Annotated in this window: 11 protein-coding genes; 9 read left to right on the top strand and 2 right to left on the bottom strand. The window is 66.7% G+C overall.

The window, feature by feature from the left end:
• Window positions 1-25: 25 nt before the first annotated feature.
• From atpA to E9536_RS33640, 5 genes are all read left to right on the top strand, one after another.
• Window positions 26-1,567 (top strand): F0F1 ATP synthase subunit alpha, encoded by a 1,542-nt coding sequence (gene atpA, locus E9536_RS33660; RefSeq protein WP_031397081.1) that lies wholly within the window; start codon window positions 26-28, stop codon window positions 1,565-1,567.
• 69 nt (window positions 1,568-1,636) lie between these two features.
• A complete protein-coding gene (gene atpG / locus E9536_RS33655) occupies window positions 1,637-2,512 on the top strand; it encodes a F0F1 ATP synthase subunit gamma (RefSeq protein ID WP_021160445.1) in 876 nt (291 codons plus the stop codon).
• A 66-nt stretch (window positions 2,513-2,578) separates the two neighbouring features.
• Window positions 2,579-3,973 carry a F0F1 ATP synthase subunit beta gene (gene atpD / locus E9536_RS33650; protein WP_011350527.1) on the top strand — a complete coding sequence of 465 codons (1,395 nt, stop codon included), beginning with the start codon at window positions 2,579-2,581 and terminating at the stop codon, window positions 3,971-3,973.
• Between the two features lie 153 nt (window positions 3,974-4,126).
• On the top strand, window positions 4,127-4,552 hold the full coding sequence (locus tag E9536_RS33645; protein WP_006477288.1) for a F0F1 ATP synthase subunit epsilon: 426 nt from the start codon (window positions 4,127-4,129) through the stop codon (window positions 4,550-4,552).
• Window positions 4,553-4,805: 253 nt separating this feature from the next.
• The gene (locus E9536_RS33640; protein ID WP_136472247.1) at window positions 4,806-6,533 is read left to right on the top strand and encodes an AMP-binding protein; all 1,728 of its coding nucleotides are present in this window, start codon (window positions 4,806-4,808) and stop codon (window positions 6,531-6,533) included.
• A gap of 743 nt (window positions 6,534-7,276) precedes the next feature.
• Here E9536_RS33640 and E9536_RS33625 read toward each other — a convergent pair.
• Entirely contained in the window at window positions 7,277-8,077 is an 801-nt protein-coding gene (locus E9536_RS33625; protein WP_136472243.1) for a transporter substrate-binding domain-containing protein, read from the bottom strand.
• 149 nt (window positions 8,078-8,226) lie between these two features.
• Here E9536_RS33625 and hemE point away from each other — a divergent pair, with 149 nt between their 5' ends.
• The 4 genes from hemE to E9536_RS33605 all read left to right on the top strand — a co-directional run bounded on the left by hemE (window position 8,227) and on the right by E9536_RS33605 (window position 17,592).
• Window positions 8,227-9,321: a uroporphyrinogen decarboxylase gene (hemE, locus tag E9536_RS33620; RefSeq protein WP_034195829.1), complete on the top strand. Its 1,095-nt coding sequence runs from the start codon at window positions 8,227-8,229 to the stop codon at window positions 9,319-9,321.
• Between the two features lie 454 nt (window positions 9,322-9,775).
• Window positions 9,776-12,037 carry a primosomal protein N' gene (locus tag E9536_RS33615; RefSeq protein WP_060084408.1) on the top strand — a complete coding sequence of 754 codons (2,262 nt, stop codon included), beginning with the start codon at window positions 9,776-9,778 and terminating at the stop codon, window positions 12,035-12,037.
• 398 nt (window positions 12,038-12,435) lie between these two features.
• Entirely contained in the window at window positions 12,436-16,368 is a 3,933-nt protein-coding gene (putA, locus tag E9536_RS33610; protein ID WP_048026158.1) for a trifunctional transcriptional regulator/proline dehydrogenase/L-glutamate gamma-semialdehyde dehydrogenase, read from the top strand.
• 84 nt (window positions 16,369-16,452) lie between these two features.
• Window positions 16,453-17,592, top strand: coding sequence for a branched-chain amino acid ABC transporter substrate-binding protein (locus tag E9536_RS33605; protein WP_027788703.1), 1,140 nt, complete (start codon window positions 16,453-16,455; stop codon window positions 17,590-17,592).
• A 147-nt stretch (window positions 17,593-17,739) separates the two neighbouring features.
• Here the strand turns inward: E9536_RS33605 and E9536_RS33600 are convergent, their stop codons facing one another.
• The gene (locus E9536_RS33600) at window positions 17,740-19,248 is read right to left on the bottom strand and encodes an AMP-binding protein (protein ID WP_060205306.1); all 1,509 of its coding nucleotides are present in this window, start codon (window positions 19,246-19,248) and stop codon (window positions 17,740-17,742) included.
• Window positions 19,249-19,251 lie beyond the last annotated feature (3 nt).

Here is a 19,251-nt window from a genome sequence, read left to right as displayed (position 1 = left end):
CAGAATTGACTATCAGGAGCGAATAATGCAACTCAATCCCTCTGAGATCAGCGAGCTGATCAAGAGCCGGATCCAGGGCCTTGAAGCGAGCGCAGACGTTCGCAACCAGGGCACCGTGATCTCCGTGACCGACGGTATCGTGCGTATCCACGGCCTGTCGGACGTGATGCAGGGCGAAATGCTCGAGTTTCCGGGCAACACGTTCGGCCTCGCGCTGAACCTCGAGCGCGACTCGGTCGGCGCGGTGATTCTCGGCGAATACGAACACATCTCGGAAGGCGACATCGTCAAGACGACGGGCCGCATTCTCGAAGTCCCGGTTGGCCCGGAACTCGTCGGCCGCGTGGTCGATGCGCTCGGCAACCCGATCGACGGCAAGGGCCCGGTCAACGCGAAGCTGACCGATGCGATCGAAAAGATCGCCCCGGGCGTGATCTGGCGTAAGTCGGTGTCGCAGCCGGTGCAGACGGGCATCAAGTCGATCGACGCGATGGTGCCGATCGGCCGTGGCCAGCGTGAGCTGATCATCGGCGACCGTCAGTGCGGCAAGACCGCGGTGGCGCTCGACGCGATCATCAACCAGAAGGGCAAGGACCTGATCTGTATCTACGTCGCGATCGGCCAGAAGGCTTCGTCGATCATGAACGTGGTTCGCAAGCTCGAAGAAACGGGCGCGATGGAATACACGATCGTCGTCGCCGCTTCGGCTTCGGATTCGGCAGCGATGCAGTACCTCGCACCGTACGCCGGCTGCACGATGGGCGAATACTTCCGCGACCGCGGCCAAGACGCGCTGATCATCTATGACGACTTGACCAAGCAGGCCTGGGCATACCGTCAGATCTCGCTGCTGCTGCGCCGCCCGCCGGGCCGTGAAGCGTACCCGGGCGACGTGTTCTATCTGCACTCGCGTCTGCTCGAGCGTGCAGCTCGCGTGTCGGAAGAGTACGTCGAGAAGTTCACGAACGGCGAAGTGAAGGGCAAGAGCGGCTCGCTGACGGCACTGCCGGTCATCGAAACGCAGGCTGGCGACGTGACCGCATTCGTTCCGACGAACGTGATCTCGATTACCGACGGCCAGATCTTCCTGGAAACCGACCTGTTCAACGCAGGCATCCGCCCGGCAATCAACGCCGGCGTGTCGGTGTCGCGAGTCGGTGGCGCCGCTCAGACGAAGGTCGTGAAGAAGCTGTCGGGCGGTATCCGTACCGACCTCGCGCAGTACCGTGAACTGGCGGCATTCGCCCAGTTCGCATCGGACCTCGACGAAGCGACCCGCAAGCAGCTCGAGCGCGGCCGCCGCGTGACGGAACTGCTGAAGCAGCCGCAGTACCAGCCGCTGCAGGTCTGGGAACTGGCCGTGTCGCTGTACGCCGCGAACAACGGCTACCTCGACGACCTCGACGTCAAGCAAGTGCTGTCGTTCGAGAAGGGCCTGCGCGAATACCTGAAGACCAGCCACGCTGACCTCATCAAGCGCATCGAAGACACCAAGGATCTCTCGAAGGACGACGAAGGCGCACTGCGCTCGGCGATCGAATCCTTCAAGAAGTCCGGTGCCTATTGATCCGCGAGTGACACACTGAGGCCGCGCGGGTGCTGATGCGCCCGCGCCGCTTCGGTCAAGGAGCAAGCTATGGCTGGAATGAAGGAAATTCGCGGGAAGATCAAGAGCGTGCAGAACACGCGCAAGATCACGAAGGCGATGGAGATGGTGGCCGCATCGAAGATGCGTCGCGCGCAGGAACGCATGCGCGCCGCTCGTCCGTATGCGGACAAGGTCCGTGCCATCGCCGCGCACATGAGCCGCGCGAACCCGGAGTACCGTCACCCGTTCATGGTGGCGAACGAAGGCGCGAACACGGCCGGCATCATTCTCGTCACGACGGACAAGGGTCTGTGCGGCGGTTTGAACACCAACGTGCTGCGTGCGACGGTTCAGAAGTTCAAGGAGCTGGAAGAGAAGGGCCAGAAGGTCGAAGCCACCGCGATCGGTAGCAAGGGCCTCGGGTTCCTGAACCGCTTCGGAGCGAAGGTGATGTCGCAGGTCGTGCACCTCGGCGACACCCCGCATCTGGACAAGCTGATCGGCGCCGTGAAGACGCAGCTCGATCTGTACTCGGAAGGCAAGCTGTCGGCGGTTTATATCGCTTACACGCGCTTCGTCAACACGATGAAGCAGGAAGCCGTGATCGAGCAGTTGCTGCCGCTGTCGTCGGAACACTTCGAAGCCGATGACGGTACGCCGGCCACGTCGTGGGACTACATCTACGAGCCGGACGCGCAGGCAGTCGTCGACGAACTGCTCGTGCGTTACGTCGAGGCGCTGGTGTACCAGGCCGTCGCGGAAAACATGGCGTCCGAGCAATCGGCGCGCATGGTCGCGATGAAGGCCGCGTCCGACAACGCGAAGACGGTGATCAGCGAACTGCAGCTCGTGTACAACAAGAGCCGCCAGGCCGCGATCACGAAAGAACTGTCGGAGATCGTCGGCGGCGCAGCCGCTGTTTAAGCGCGCGCCACGGACGACAACTGCGCCTTTGCGCGAGTAAAGAATCAGGTATTTAAAGGAAAAGCGATGAGTACTGCTGCTTTGGTAGAAGGCAAGATCGTACAGTGCATCGGCGCCGTTATCGACGTGGAATTCCCGCGCGACAGCATGCCGAAGATCTACGACGCGCTCATTCTCGATGGCTCGGAACTGACGCTCGAAGTCCAGCAGCAGCTGGGCGACGGCGTGGTCCGTACCATTTGTCTGGGTGCATCCGACGGCCTGCGCCGCGGCCTGACCGTGAAGAACACGGCAAAGCCGATCTCGGTGCCGGTCGGCAAGCCGACCCTCGGCCGAATCATGGACGTCCTCGGCCGTCCGATCGACGAAGCCGGCCCGATCGAAAGCGAAACGACGCGTTCGATCCACCAGAAGGCTCCGGCGTTCGACGAACTGTCGCCGTCGACCGAACTGCTCGAAACGGGTATCAAGGTTATCGACCTGATCTGCCCGTTCGCAAAGGGCGGCAAGGTTGGCCTGTTCGGCGGTGCTGGCGTGGGCAAGACCGTCAACATGATGGAGCTCATCAACAACATCGCGAAGGAGCACGGCGGTTACTCCGTGTTCGCGGGCGTGGGCGAGCGTACCCGTGAAGGGAACGACTTCTACCACGAAATGAAGGACTCGAACGTTCTCGACAAGGTCGCGCTGGTGTACGGCCAGATGAACGAGCCGCCGGGCAATCGTCTGCGCGTCGCGCTGACCGGCCTGACGATGGCCGAGCACTTCCGTGACGAAGGCCTCGACGTGCTGTTCTTCGTCGACAACATCTACCGTTTCACGCTGGCCGGTACCGAAGTGTCGGCACTGCTCGGCCGTATGCCGTCGGCAGTGGGCTATCAGCCGACGCTGGCTGAAGAAATGGGCAAGCTGCAAGAGCGCATCACGTCGACCAAGAAGGGCTCGATTACGTCGGTCCAGGCCGTGTACGTCCCTGCGGACGACTTGACCGACCCGTCGCCGGCTACGACCTTCGGCCACCTGGACGCAACCGTCGTTCTGTCGCGTGACATCGCTTCGCTGGGTATCTACCCGGCGGTCGACCCGCTCGACTCGACGTCGCGCCAGATCGACCCGAACGTGATCGGTGAAGAGCACTACTCGATCACCCGTCGTGTTCAGCAGACGCTGCAGCGCTACAAGGAACTGCGCGACATCATCGCGATTCTGGGCATGGACGAACTGTCGCCGGAAGACAAGCTGTCGGTCGCACGCGCGCGTAAGATCCAGCGTTTCCTGTCGCAGCCGTTCCACGTCGCTGAAGTGTTCACGGGCTCGCCGGGCAAGTACGTGCCGCTGAAGGAAACGATCCGTGGCTTCAAGATGATCGTCGACGGCGAGTGCGACCACCTGCCGGAACAGGCGTTCTACATGGTCGGCACGATCGACGAAGCCTTCGAAAAGGCCAAGAAGATCTCGTAAGGGTCAGGCGTAACGCAGCGGGCGTCGCTACGTCCGTGAGGGATACCTTGATGGTATCCGTTCGCGGACAGGCGCTCACGTAATACGCTCAACCCGCCGTGCATGGGATCGGAGCAGGCGCTGAAGCGCTCGTTCCGATCGACAGGAGTCGATATGGCAACCATCAAAGTAGACGTCGTCAGCGCGGAAGAGCAGATCTTCTCGGGCGAGGCGAAATTCGTCGCGCTGCCGGGCGAAACGGGTGAGCTGGGTATTCTGCCGGGTCACACGCCGCTGATCACGCGGATTCGTCCGGGTGCGGTGCGCATCGAAGTCGAGGGCGGCAACGACGAATTCGTGTTCGTCGCGGGCGGCATTCTCGAAGTGCAGCCGGGTGCCGTGACGGTGCTCGCCGACACCGCGATCCGCGGCAAGGACCTCGACGCGGCGAAAGCCGAGGAAGCACGCAAGCGTGCCGAGGAAACGCTGCAGAACGCGAAGTCGGATCTCGACCTCGCGAAGGCGCAATCCGAGCTCGCGACCGCGATGGCGCAGCTCGAAGCGATCCAGCGTCTGGCGAAGATCCGCAGCCGGCACTGAGCCGCGCCGCGTATCCCGCGAAAGAAAGCAGCCTTCGGGCTGCTTTTTTTTCGCCCGTCGTTTTCGTCTGTTTTTACGGGTCGGATCATACCGTCCGGTCGTGCTATTTCACCCGTCCGCAGTAATTCGATGTCAGAGTGTCGTCAGCCGCGCACGGCATCATCCCGGAGAGGCTATCCGTCGCGACGGCGGCGGAGCAGACACGCGTGAGCCGCATGTCGGGCCGGTCAGACAAAAACGGACGGAGACATTCATGGCAGCAGACCTTGGCGTGGGGGCGCTGATCGCGCCCGAAAACGGATTGTCGTACGTGCGCGGCACGACCGACGTGCCGCTCTCCGAAGCGACGATCGGCCGGTTCCTGCTCGACACGGCAGGCCGCTTTCCCGATCGGCCGGCCGTCGTGTTCCGCGAGCAGCAGGTGCGCTGGACGTGGCGCGAGTTCGCGAACGAGGTCGACGTGCTGGCGGCCGGGCTGGCCTCGCTCGGCATCGTGAAGGGCGATCGCGTCGGCATCTGGTCGCCGAACCGCAGCGAATGGCTGCTCACGCAGTTCGCGACCGCGCGGATCGGCGCGGTGCTCGTCAACATCAATCCGGCCTACCGGCTCGCGGAGCTCGAATACGCGCTGAACAAGGTCGGCTGTAAAGCCGTGATCGCCGCCGAGCGCTTCAAGACGTCTGCATACGTCGAGATGCTGCAGACCATCGCGCCGGAACTCGCGACCGCGACGCCGGGCGACCTGCATGCGGCGCGCGTGCCGAGCCTGCGCACGGTCGTGTCGATGGGCGACGTCGCGCCGGCCGGCATGTTCCGCTTCGCGGACGTGATGGCGCGCGGCCGCCAGGCCGTCGATCCCGCGCTGCTCGATGCGATCGGCGCGACGCTCGAGGCCCATGAGCCGATCAACATCCAGTTCACGAGCGGCACGACGGGCAGCCCGAAGGGCGCGACGCTCACGCATCGCAACGTCGTCAACAACGGCCGCTCGATCGCGACCGCGATGCGCTTCACCGAACAGGACACGCTGTGCATCCCGGTGCCGCTGTATCACTGCTTCGGGATGGTGCTCGCGGTGCTCGCGTGCGTGTCGAAGGGGGCGGCGATGGTGTTCCCGGGCGAAGCATTCGACCCGGTCGCGACGCTCGCGGCGGTGGCCGACGAGCGTTGCACCGCGCTGCACGGCGTGCCGACGATGTTCATCGCGGAGCTCGATCATCCGGCATTCGCGCAATTCGACCTGTCGACGCTGCGCACCGGGATCATGGCCGGCTCGCCGTGCCCGATCGAGACGATGAAGCGCGTCGTGTCGCAGATGCACCTGTCCGAAATCACGATCGCGTACGGGATGACGGAGACGAGCCCCGTGTCGTTCCAGAGCTCGACCGACGACCCGCTCGAGAAGCGCACGACGACGGTCGGCCGCATCCAGCCGCACCTGGAAGTGAAGATCGTCGATCCGGGCGGCGATATCGTGCCGGTCGGCGCGACGGGCGAGCTGTGCACGAAGGGCTATTCGGTGATGCTCGGCTACTGGGACGACGACGCGAAGACGCGCGAGGTGCTCGTGGACGGCTGGATGCATACGGGCGACCTCGCGACGCTCGATGCGGACGGTTACTGCAACATCGTCGGCCGGTTGAAGGACATGGTGATTCGCGGCGGCGAGAACGTCTATCCGCGCGAGATCGAGGAATTCCTGTTTCGGCATCCGAAGATTCAGAGCGCGCAGGTATTCGGCGTACCCGATGCGAAGTACGGCGAGGAGCTGTGCGCGTGGATCGTGCTGCGCGCGGACGAGCAGATGACCGAGGACGACGTGCGTGCGTTCTGCAGCGGGCAGATCGCGCACTACAAGATCCCGCGCTACATCCGCTTCGTCGACGAGCTGCCGATGACGGTGACGGGCAAGGTGCAGAAGTTCGTGATGCGCGACCGGATGATCGAGGAGCTGAAGCTCGACGTGCAGAAGACCGCTTAGCGCGGCATGAAGAAGGGAAAATGCGCTGGAAAAACGCGGCGGCCTGCGGGCCGTTGCGTTTTCGATGGACGAAAAAAAGCGGGCTTATTAGCCCGCTAAAAACCACACGCTACGGGGTTAGCGCGAGGAGACCAAAGATGAAACCGAGTCCGGCGGGGGGCCGGAAACGACTCCAACAGGGATGCCCCTTGGAAGGGCTTCGGTACGTGACCGACTGGCTCGCAGCGCTTCGCGTCCGCTCACACTTGGCACACGAGACCGCATCCGTGTTGAAACCGTTGAGGCCATTGTGGGCGAATTAATGACCCCTCGCGGTAACAAAGTGTTTCAGGTTGTAACGCCCGCCAGATAAGGCTTTCCGGGATTTTTTGCTGTTTTTGAGGGCCCGAAAAAGGTCATTTTTACCCATATTTTCCGCAGCGTTTTCAGCGCGTGCGCACGATGCGTTTTTCATGCGTATCAGGCTCGACGAATTGCCGATTTACACGCGAGAAAATGCGCGGTTCGGCAGATGCCGCGCATGACGATTCATTCGTCAGAAAGATTTTGAAACGTGATTGGGCGGCGCGGAAGTCGACCGTTCGGCCAGTTCGCCGGCATCGGGCCGATTTTGCCGGCGCCGGCGAGCTGCGTCGAAGTGTAACGGCGGCGATTCGGCCGCCACCGTGCAGCGATTTTCGCGGGCGGCCGCCGCGGGGTCAGTGCCCGCTAAAGTCACTGCGGGCCGCCGCGTGCGAACCCGCTTACTTCAGCCATTTGTCCGAAATCGCCTGGTATTCGCCGGTCGACAGCGCGAGATGCAGCCACTGATCGACGTACTGCTGGAACGCGACGTCGCCGCGCGGCACCATGTACGCCTTCTCGCCGAACTGGAACGGCTTGTCCGGATGCACCGAGCACAGGCCCGGATTCAGCTTTTGCTGCAGCAGCGTCTCGGACGCATCCGTCACCATCACGTCCGCCTTGCCCGCGAGGATTTGCTTGAAGATCGTTACGTTGTCCGGATAGACCGTGAGGTTCGCGTGCGTGAAATACTGCTTCGCGAAACGCTCGTTGGTGCCGCCCGGGTTCACGATCACGCGCGTTTCCGGCCGGTCGATCTGCGCGACGGTCTGGTATTTGTCGGCGTCCGCGCAGCGCACGATCGGCGTCTTGCCGTCCACGACGTACGGCTGCGTGAAGAACACGCGCTTCTGGCGCTCGAGCGTCGTCGAGACGCCGCCCACCGCGATGTCGCATTTCGCGACGAAGTCGCCGGTCAGGTTCGGCCAGCTCGTCTTCACGTAGTCGGTCTTCACGCCGAGCGATTTCGCGAGCGATTCGGCCATGTCGATGTCGATGCCCTCGAAGCGGCCGTCCGCACGGTAGTACGAATACGGTTTGTAGTCGCCCGTCGTGCAGACGCGCAGCGTGCCGCGCGCGAGCACGTCGTCGAGCCGCGAGCCGGCGCCCGGTGCGGCGGCGGCTGCGCCCCCGGCGGTCTGCGCGTGCGCGGCGGCGCAGCAAAACAACGCGGCGGCGGCGAGCGTGGCGAATGGTTTCATCGGTCTCCTCCTTCGTTTCGTTCGATATGAGCGTCCGATCATAACGGAGCCATCGCGCGCGTCATATGGCCGCCATCATGTCGACATGCGCAGCCTTGCGGCGGCTGTCCGGTAAAATGCCGCTTTGCCTTCGCACCGTCGCTCCTACCGTGGCCCATACCCTGCTCAACGACACCTTCCTGCGTGCGCTTCTGCGCGAGCCGACCGACTACACGCCGATCTGGCTGATGCGCCAGGCCGGCCGCTACCTGCCCGAATACAACGCGACGCGCGCACGCGCCGGCAGCTTCCTCGGTCTCGCGAAGAATCCCGACTACGCGACCGAAGTGACGTTGCAGCCGCTCGAGCGCTTTCCGCTCGACGCCGCGATCCTGTTCTCGGACATCCTGACGATTCCGGACGCGATGGGCCTCGGCCTCGACTTCCAGGTCGGCGAAGGGCCGAAGTTCGCGCATCCGGTGCGTACCGAGGCCGACGTCGCCAGGCTCGCGGTGCCGGACATCGAAGAGACGCTCGGCTACGTGACGGGCGCGGTGCGCGAGATCCGCCGCGCGCTCACCGACGGCCAGGGCCGCCAGCGCGTGCCGCTGATCGGCTTTTCGGGCAGCCCGTGGACGCTCGCGTGCTACATGGTCGAAGGCGGCGGGTCGGACGATTTCCGCACGGTGAAGTCGATGGCGTATTCGCGCCCCGACCTGATGCACCGGATCCTCGACGTGAACGCGCAGGCCGTGGCGGCCTACCTGAACGCGCAGATCGAAGCGGGCGCGCAGGCCGTGATGATCTTCGATACGTGGGGCGGCGCGCTGGCGGACGGCGCGTACCAGCGCTTCTCGCTGGACTACATCCGCCGAGTGGTGGCGCAGCTCAAGCGCGAGCATGACGGCGAGCGCGTGCCGGTCATCACGTTCACGAAGGGCGGCGGGCTGTGGCTCGAGGAGATCGCGGCGACCGGCGTCGACGCGGTCGGGCTCGACTGGACGGTCAACCTCGGCGCCGCGCGCGAGCGCGTCGCGGGGCGTGTCGCGCTGCAGGGCAACCTCGACCCGACGATCCTGTTTGCGCCGCCCGCCGCGGTGCGCGAACAGGCGCGCGCGGTGCTCGACAGCTACGGCAACCATCCAGGCCATGTATTCAACCTCGGGCACGGTATTTCGCAATTCACGTCGCCCGATCACGTCGCCGAACTCGTCGACGAGGTGCATAACCACAGCCGCGCGATCCGTAGCGGAGCCGCCGGCTGAACGCAAGCGCTGTCATGCTGCACTGCGGGATGACAGCGTTTCGTTTTCGGCGCTAAACAGGGCGCAACCCCGCACCGGTTGCCGATTCAGTGCTTGTCAAGACTTGACTTATACACATTTTCCTCGTTGCAGCGCGGTAGAGCCCTGTGTCGGTCAAATTGCCTCGCTATGGTTCGGTAATTTGAATAGCAGCCTTATGGAATAAGGCTCCGCGGGGGACCGCCACAAACGGCGAAAATCAGCGGAAAGCGCGGCCCCGCGTGCGTTGCGGCCCGTGAGCGGCGAGTTCTCAACAAAGTTATCCACAGGCTGGGCAGGGTATACGGCGATTCCTAATGCGAATCCAAAACTTAGCGCCGAATCTGACGTTTTACTTTAAGTCCGCCGCCACGATGCGGGCGCGGATGCCGGCCGCCCATCTCGATGCGGTGCATGCCGCCGCCGGAGCGCCGCGATGAGCGGCACCTACCTGCGCGTCGCGCTCGACCATCCGCTCGCCACCCTGTTCGACTATCGCTGCGACGCGCAACCGGTGCCCGTGCCGGGCACGCTCGTGCAGGTGCCGTTCGGCAAGCGGCAGGCGGTCGGGCTCGTCTGCGAAGTGACGACTCACACCGAGGTGCCGCCGTCCCGGCTGCGCGCGGTCGACGCGATCTGCACCGACCTGCCGCCGTTGTCGCCGGACTGGCTCGCGCTCGTGTCGTTCGCCGCCGATTACTACCAGCGCGGGCGCGGCGAGGTCGCGCTGCCGGCGCTGCCGCAGGCGCTGCGCGATGCGGGGCGCTGGGGGCGGCTGCTCGCGCCCGAGGTGCGCTACCGGCCGACGGAGGCCGGCCGCGCGGCGCTGCCCGATGCGTTGCCCGCACGCGGGGCCGCGCTGCGGCGGCTCGCGCAGGCGCTGGTCGACACCGGCTCGCTCGCGCTGCCCGATGCACGCGCGCTGCACCCGAAGGCGGCCGCGACGCTCGATGACTGGGCGGCGCGCGGCTGGGTCGACGTCGAGGAGATCGGCTGGGCCGATGCGCCTGTGCCCAAAGCTGTGGATAACCTGTTGGCAGCCGGTGGACGAACTGTGCCGCCGGCGCTCACGGACCAGCAGGCCGAGGCGCTCGACGCGATCCGCGCCGCGCAGGGCTTTGCGCCGTTTCTGCTGCACGGCGTGACGGGCAGCGGCAAGACCGAGGTCTATCTGCACGCGCTCGCGTCGCTGCTCGACGCTCGGCCGGACGCGCAGGCGCTCGTGCTCGTCCCCGAAATCAACCTGACGCCGCAGTTCGAGGCCGCGTTTCGCGCGCGCTTCGCGGGTGCGCTCGCCGACGACGCGATCGTCACGCTGCACAGCGGGCTCGCCGAGGGCGAGCGGGCGCGCAACTGGCTCGCCGCACATACGGGGCGAGCGCGGATCGTGCTCGGCACACGCCTCGCGGTGCTCGCGTCGATGCCGGCGCTCGCACTGATCGTCGTCGACGAGGAGCACGAGCCCGCGTACAAGCAGCAGGAAGGGCTGCGCTATTCGGCACGCGATCTCGCCGTGTGGCGCGCGAAGCAGCTCGGCATCACGGTCGTGCTCGGCTCGGCCACGCCGTCGCTCGAAAGCTGGTGGCAGGCGGAGCAGGGCCGCTACACGCGGCTCACGCTGTCGCGCCGCGCGGTGGCCGACGCGACGCTGCCGACCGTGCGGCTGATCGACCTCGAAGAGGAGCGGCGGCGCGGCCGCGCGTCGATGGGCGGGCTGTCGGGGCCGCTCGTCGCGGCGCTGAAGGCGCGGCTCGAACGCGGCGAGCAGAGCCTCGTGTTCCTGAACCGGCGCGGTTACGCGCCGCAGCTCGCGTGCGACGCATGCGGCTGGGTCGCAGGCTGCCCGCGCTGCAGCGCGTACGTCGTGCTGCACAAGCCCGAGCATGCGCTGCGCTGCCATCACTGCGGCTGGGAAGCCCGCATTCCGCGATCGTGCCCCGAGTGCGGGAACGTCGACATCGCGCCGCTCGGGCGCGGCACGCAACGCATCGAGGAGGCGCTCGCCGAGGCCGTGCCGGGCGCGCGCGTGCTGCGGATCGACGCGGACAGCACGCGCCGCAAGGGCAGTGCGCAGGCGCTCTTTTCCGACGTGCACGCGGGCGAGGTCGATATCCTCGTCGGCACGCAGATGATCGCGAAGGGGCACGACTTCCAGCGCGTGTCGCTCGTCGGTGTGCTCAATGCCGACACGGCGCTGTTCTCGCATGACTTCCGCGCGAGCGAACGGCTGTTCGCGCAACTGATGCAGGTGAGCGGCCGCGCGGGGCGCGCGGGGTTGCCGGGCGAGGTGCTCGTGCAGACGCGCTACCCGCGTCACGCGCTGTATCACGCGCTCGGGCGGCAGGACTACGTCGGCTTCGCGAATTCGACGCTCGGCGAGCGCCGCGACGCGCACCTGCCGCCGTTCGTCTACCAGGCGCTGCTGCGCGCCGAGGGGCGCACGCTCGACGCGGCGCTCGCGTTCCTGCTGCAAGCCGCGGCCGCGTTGCCGGGGCTGCCGGGCGCCGATCGCGTGACCGTCTACGACGCGGTGCCGATGACGATCGTCAAGGTCGCGAACGTCCACCGCGCGCAGTTGCTGCTCGAAAGCGCGTCGCGGGCGGCGCTGCAGCATGCGCTGCGCGCATGGCAGCCGGAGTTGCGCGCGCTGAAGGGCGTGCTGCGGTGGAGCGTCGAGGTCGATCCGCTGGATATCTGAGCGGCGCGCCATGCGGCCGTCGTGCCGAGCGCCGCACACCGCACACCACGTGCCGCTGCGTTGACGCCCGTGCCATCGGGCAGCCCCGAACCGTCTCTTGCCGCACGGCCACCCCCGGCCACCCCATCCGCCGCCACCCCAGTGCAACCCGTTTTTGTCCACCGCCACGCGCGGGGAAGGTTGCGCGCGCATGCCAAACCGGCCTGCTCAGGGAAAACACCGATCCCCCGACCACGGGCAACTCCTAGGTTGCAACCGCGTAAGTGGCTGATTATATTGACTAACCAAAGGGTGCAACCCATCTCGCAATTTGGTTGCACCTTTTTATTGCGTGCCGTAGGATTTCGCGCATCCTCTCACACCACATTGCCGGGCTCGCACCGGCGCACGAACCCACCATGGCAAGCACGACTCTCGGCGTCAAGGTCGACGACCTTCTCCGTTCGCGCCTCAAGGACGCAGCCGCGCGTCTCGAGCGCACTCCCCACTGGCTGATCAAGCAGGCGATCTTCGCGTATCTCGAGCGGATCGAGCACGGCCAGTTGCCGCCCGAGCTGTCGGGCCACAGCGGCGTCACGGAGCTCGCCGACGGCCAGGCCGCGGACGGCGACGACGACAACTCGCCGCACCCGTTCCTCGAATTCGCGCAGAACGTGCAGCCGCAATCGGTGCTGCGCGCGGCGATCACGGCCGCGTACCGCCGCCCCGAGCCGGAATGCGTGCCGTTCCTGCTCGGCCAGGCGCGCCTGCCCGCGAACCTGCAGGCGGACGTGCAGGCGCTCGCGACGAAGCTCGTCGAGGCGCTGCGCGAGAAGAGCTCGGGCGGCGGCGTCGAAGGGCTGATCCACGAATTCTCGCTGTCGAGCCAGGAAGGCGTCGCGCTGATGTGCCTCGCCGAGGCGCTGCTGCGCATTCCCGATCGCGCGACGCGCGATGCGCTGATCCGCGACAAGATCAGCAAGGGCGACTGGCGCTCGCACGTCGGCCACGCGCCGTCGCTGTTCGTGAACGCGGCGACCTGGGGGCTGATGATCACCGGCAAGCTCGTGACGACCAACAGCGAAGCGGGGCTGTCGTCGGCGCTCACGCGCCTGATCGGCCGCGGCGGCGAGCCGCTGATCCGCAAGGGCGTCGACATGGCGATGCGCCTGATGGGCGAGCAGTTCGTCACCGGCGAGACGATTTCCGAAGCGCTGGCCAACAGCCGCAAGTACGAAGCGCGCGGCTTCCGCTACTCGTACGACATGCTCGGCGAAGCGGCGACGACCGAAGAGGACGCGCAGCGCTACTACGCGTCGTACGAACAGGCGATCCACGCGATCGGCAAGGCGGCCGGCGGCCGCGGCATTTACGAAGGCCCGGGCATCTCGATCAAGCTGTCGGCGCTGCACGCACGCTACTCGCGTTCGCAGCAGGACCGCACGATGAGCGAGCTGCTGCCGCGCGTGCGCGCGCTCGCGCTGCTCGCCCGCCGCTACGACATCGGCCTGAACATCGACGCGGAAGAAGCCGACCGCCTCGAACTGTCGCTCGACCTGCTCGAGGCGCTGTGCTTCGATCCGGATCTCGCGGGCTGGAACGGCATCGGCTTCGTGGTGCAGGGCTACCAGAAGCGCTGCCCGTTCGTGATCGACTACCTGATCGATCTCGCGCGCCGCAGCCGTCACCGCCTGATGATCCGTCTGGTCAAGGGCGCGTACTGGGATACCGAGATCAAGCGTGCGCAGGTCGACGGCCTCGAAGGCTATCCGGTCTATACGCGCAAGATCTACACGGACGTGTCGTACCTCGCGTGCGCGAAGAAGCTGCTCGCCGCCCCCGACGCCGTCTATCCGCAGTTCGCGACGCACAACGCGTACACGCTCGCCGCGATCTACCAGCTCGCGGGCCAGAACTACTACCCGGGCCAGTACGAATTCCAGTGCCTGCACGGGATGGGCGAGCCGCTGTACGAGGAAGTCACCGGCCGCGACAAGCTGAACCGGCCGTGCCGCGTGTACGCGCCGGTCGGCACGCACGAGACGCTGCTCGCGTACCTGGTGCGCCGCCTGCTGGAAAACGGCGCGAACACGTCGTTCGTGAACCGCATCGCGGACAAGACCGTGTCGGTGAAGGAACTGGTCGCCGATCCGGTCGACGAAGCGTCGAAGGTCGTGCCGCTCGGCGCGCCGCACGCGAAGATCCCGCTGCCGCGCAACCTGTACGGCGACGAGCGTCCCAACTCGATGGGCCTCGACCTGTCGAACGAACACCGCCTCGCGTCGCTGTCGTCCGCGCTGCTCGCGAGCGCGCACTTCCCGTGGCGCGCGGCGCCGATGCTCGCCGACGACACGCTCGCCGACGCGCCGGCCCGCGACGTGCGCAACCCGGCCGACCAGCGCGACACGGTCGGCACCGTCAGCGAAGCGACGGCCGAACACGTGAGCGCGGCACTCGCGCACGCGGTGGCCGCCGCGCCGATCTGGCAGGCGACGCCGGTCGACGCACGCGCCGATTGCCTGGTGCGCGCGGCCGACCTGCTCGAAGCGCAGATGCACACGCTGATGGGCCTGATCGTGCGCGAAGCCGGCAAGTCGCTGCCGAACGCGATTGCCGAGATCCGCGAAGCGGTCGACTTCCTGCGCTATTACGCCGCGCAGATCCGCGACGAATTCTCGAACGACACGCACCGCCCGCTCGGTCCCGTGGTCTGTATCAGCCCGTGGAACTTCCCGCTCGCGATCTTCATGGGCCAGGTGGCCGCCGCGCTCGCGGCCGGCAACACGGTGCTCGCGAAGCCGGCCGAACAGACGCCGCTGATCGCCGCCCAGGCCGTGCGCCTGCTGCGCGAGGCCGGCGTGCCGGCCGGCGCGGTGCAGCTGCTGCCGGGCGACGGCGAGACCGTCGGTGCGGCGCTGGTCGCCGATCCGCGCACGCGTGCGGTGATGTTCACCGGTTCGACCGAAGTCGCGCGCCTGATCAACAAGACGCTGTCGGCGCGCCTCGACCCGGACGGCAAGCCGATCCCGCTGATCGCGGAAACGGGCGGCCAGAACGCGATGATCGTCGACTCGTCGGCGCTCGCGGAGCAGGTGGTCGCGGACGTGATGCAGTCGTCGTTCGACTCGGCCGGTCAACGGTGTTCGGCGCTGCGCGTTCTGTGTCTGCAGGACGACGTCGCGGACCGCACGCTGACGATGCTGAAGGGCGCGATGCACGAGCTGGCGCTCGGCAACCCCGACCGGCTGTCGACGGACGTCGGCCCGGTGATCGACGGTGAAGCGAAGCAGACGATCGACACGCACGTCGCGGCGATGAAGGAGAAGGGCCACGCGGTCACGCAGCTGCCGGCGCCGGAAGCCTGCGCGCACGGCACGTTCGTGCCGCCGACGCTGATCGAGATCGGCAGCATCGACGAGCTGAAGCGCGAAGTGTTCGGCCCCGTGCTGCACGTGGTGCGCTACCGCCGCAGCCAGCTCGACAAGCTGCTGGAGCAGATCCGCGCGACCGGCTACGGCCTGACGCTCGGCATCCACACGCGGATCGACGAGACGATCGCGCACGTGATCTCGAATGCGCACGTCGGCAACATCTACGTGAACCGCAACGTGATCGGCGCGGTGGTCGGCGTGCAGCCGTTCGGCGGCGAAGGGCTGTCGGGCACGGGCCCGAAGGCCGGCGGCGCGCTGTACCTGCAGCGCCTGCTCGCGACGCGTCCGTCGGGCCTGCCGCGTTCGCTCGCGCAGACGCTGATCGCGGACGGCGCGGTCGAAGGCGATGCGCGCGGCAACCCGGCGGCAGCGCTCACGACGCTGCGCGACTGGCTGATCGAGCAGCGCGAGCCGGCACTGGCCGCGCGTTGCGACGGCTACCTGGCGCAGGTGCCGGCCGGTGCGACCGCCGTGCTGACCGGCCCGACGGGCGAGCGAAACACGTATACACTCGGCCCGCGCGGCACGGTGCTGTGTGTCGCGGCGACGCCGGGCGGCGCGCGCGCGCAGTTCGCGGCAGTGCTGGCGACCGGCAACCGCGCGCTGTTCGCGGGCGCGGCCGGCGAGGCGCTGGTCGCCGCGCTGCCGGCGTCGCTGAAGGCGCATGCGACCGTGCGCAAGCAGGCCGATACGCCGTTCGACGCGGTGCTGTTCGAAGGCGACAGCGACGAACTGCAGACGCTCGTGAAGGACGTCGCGCAGCGGCCGGGCCCGATCGTGTCGGTGCAGGGCGTGTCGGTGGGCGCATTCGAGAACGGCGATGCGGAAGATTACGCGCTGGAACGGCTGTTGACGGAGCGCTCGGTGAGCGTGAACACGGCCGCGGCGGGCGGCAATGCGAATTTGATGACGATCGGCTGATCATCCTTGCCGTTCGGATCAAACAAAGGAAGCGGCTAGGCGATCCCGAAGCCGCTCCATTTACCCTGGTACCAAGGAGATGCTATGCAACACACGATGAAAAAGGTGGCAGGCGCGACGTTCGTCGCGGTCATGTCGCTGGCGGGGACGGCCCATGCGGATGACGTGAAGATCGGTTACGCAGGGCCGATGACGGGCGCGCAGGCGCACTACGGCAAGGATATGCAGAACGGGATCGTGCTCGCGATCGAGGATTTCAACGCGACGAGCCCGAAGATCGGCGGCAAGCCGGTGAAGTTCGCACTCGACACGCAGGACGACCAGGCTGACCCGCGCACCGGCACGACGGTCGCGCAGAAGCTCGTCGACGACGGCATCAAGGGCATGCTCGGCCACTTCAACTCGGGCACGACGATTCCGGCCTCGCGCATCTACGCGAACGCGGGCATTCCGCAGATCGCGATGGCGACCGCACCGGAATACACGCAGCAGGGTTACAAGACGACCTTCCGCATGATGACGTCCGACACGCAGCAGGGCTCGGTGGCCGGCACGTTCGCGTCGAAGGATCTCGGCATGAAGAAGATCGCGATCGTCGACGACCGCACGGCCTACGGCCAGGGTCTCGCCGACCAGTTTGAGAAGGCCGCGAAGGCTGGCGGCGCGACGATCGTCGACCGTGAATTCACGAACGACAAGGCGGTGGACTTCAAGGCGATCCTGACCAAGCTGAAGGCGGCGAAGCCGGATCTCGTCTACTACGGCGGCGCGGATTCGCAGGCTGCACCGATGGTCAAGCAGATGAAGACGCTCGGCATCACCGCCCCGCTGATGAGCGGCGAAATGGTGAAGACGCCGACGTTCCTGAAGATCGCGGGCAACGCGGCCGACGGCACGATCGCCTCGCTGGCAGGCCTGCCGCTCGAAGAGATGCCGGGCGGCAAGACGTACGCCGACAAGTACAAGAAGCGCTTCGGCGAAGACGTGCAGACCTACTCGCCGTATGCGTACGACGGCGCGATGGCGCTGTTCAACGCGATGAAGAAGGCCGATTCGACCGATCCGGCGAAGTACCTGCCGGTGCTTGCGAAGACCGACATGGCCGGCGTGACGTCGACGCACGTCGCGTATGACGCGAAGGGCGACCTGAAGAACGGCGGCATCACGATGTACAAGGTCGAGAAGGGTGAGTGGAAGCCGCTGAAGAGCATCGGCGGCAAGTAAGCAGCCTGTGACGTGACGAACGGGCGGCGGCGCACGTCGCTGCCCCGCCGGTCATGCGAAAAAGCCACCTGGCCGTCGGGCCGGGTGGCTTTTTCTTTTTTGCGGCCGGGCAAGCGGATTTAAGCGGCTTTAAGCGGCCATACGCGCCTATTCGCGACGCACACGCAGCAGGAACTTCTGCAGCTTGCCCGTAGGCGTGCGCGGCAGCGCCTGCACGAACGTGAACTCACGCGGAATCTTGTAAGCGGCGAGCCGCTCGCCGCAGAACGCGCGCAGCGCGTCCGCGTCGGGCGCCGTGCCCGCGCGCAGCACGACGTGCGCGACGACCGTCTCGCCCCAGTCGGGATGCGGGACACCGACGACGGCCGCCTCGGCGATGTCCGGGTGCGCGCCGAGCACGTCCTCCACTTCCTTCGAATAGACGTTCTCGCCGCCCGTCACGATCATGTCCTTCAGCCGGTCGACGATGAACAGGTAGCCGTCCTGATCGATCCGCGCGATGTCGCCGGTGCGATACCAGCCGTGCGGCGCGAACGCGGCGCGGGTCGCGGCCGCATCGTCGAGATAGCCGAGCATCATGCTGTCGGTCTTCAGCCAGATCTCGCCGGTCTCGCCCGGCTGCGCATCGACGCCGTCCATCCGCACGACGCGCAGGTCGACGCCCGGGCCGCCGTGGCGGCCGATCGAGCCGGCCTTCGCGATCTGCTCGTCCGGATACAGCGTCGTGCCGGCCGGGCCCGCTTCCGTCATGCCGTACACCTGGAAGAACGCGTCGCTGCGATACGCGCGCGCGAGCCGTTCGGCCTGCGCGGCGCCGATCGGGCCGCCGCCGTACAGCCATGCGCGCACGCTCGACAGGTCGAACGCCGCGAAACCCTCGATCGTGTCGAGCGGCAGCAGGTACGACACCGGCGCGCCGAAATACAGCGTCACGCGCTCGCGCTCGACGGCCTGCAGGAACCGCAGCGGATGGTATTCGCGCAGCAGCACGACGGTGCCGCCCGCATACAGCGTGCCACCGAACCAGTTGTTGAGCGGCGACGAATGCCAGATCGGCATCGCCATCAGCGTGCGCTCGTTGCGGCCGATGCCGGTCGCGAGGGCCGCCTGCATCGCGGCGAGCGTCACGGTGCGGTGGCTGTGCACGCAGCCTTTCGGGTGGCCGGTCGTGCCGGACGTATAGAGGATCTGCGCGATGTCGCCGTCGGCCGGCTCGATGCCCGCGAGGCCATCCATCGTTGCGCACAGCGTGTCGAAGCACGGCACGCCGTCGAGCTCGCCTTCGGTCACGAGCCGTCGCGCGGGATGCACGATGCGCTCGACCACCGGCGCGAGCGTCACGTCGAACAGCAGCACCTTGCTGCGGCTGTGTTCGAGCACGTAGTCGACTTCCGGCGCCTGCAGCTTGTGGTTGATCGGCACGAACGTCGCGCCGAGCCGCCACGCGCCGAACATCAGGTCGACGAAGGCCGGCGTGTTGAAGCACATCGCGGCGACCCGGTCGCCGGCCGCGACGCCGAGCGCGCTCAGCACGGCCGCCGCGCGGTGCGAGCGCTCGCGCGCGGCGGCATAGGTGATCGTCGCGGATTCGCTGACGAGGAACGGCTTGTCGGGCGTCGCGCGGGCGGCGCGGTCGAGGGCGGCGACGAGGTTCATCGG

This window comes from Burkholderia sp. LS-044, assembly GCF_004803625.1.
Taxonomy (GTDB): Bacteria; Pseudomonadota; Gammaproteobacteria; order Burkholderiales; family Burkholderiaceae; genus Burkholderia; species Burkholderia cepacia.
This window is presented reverse-complemented; position numbering and strand designations above follow the sequence as displayed.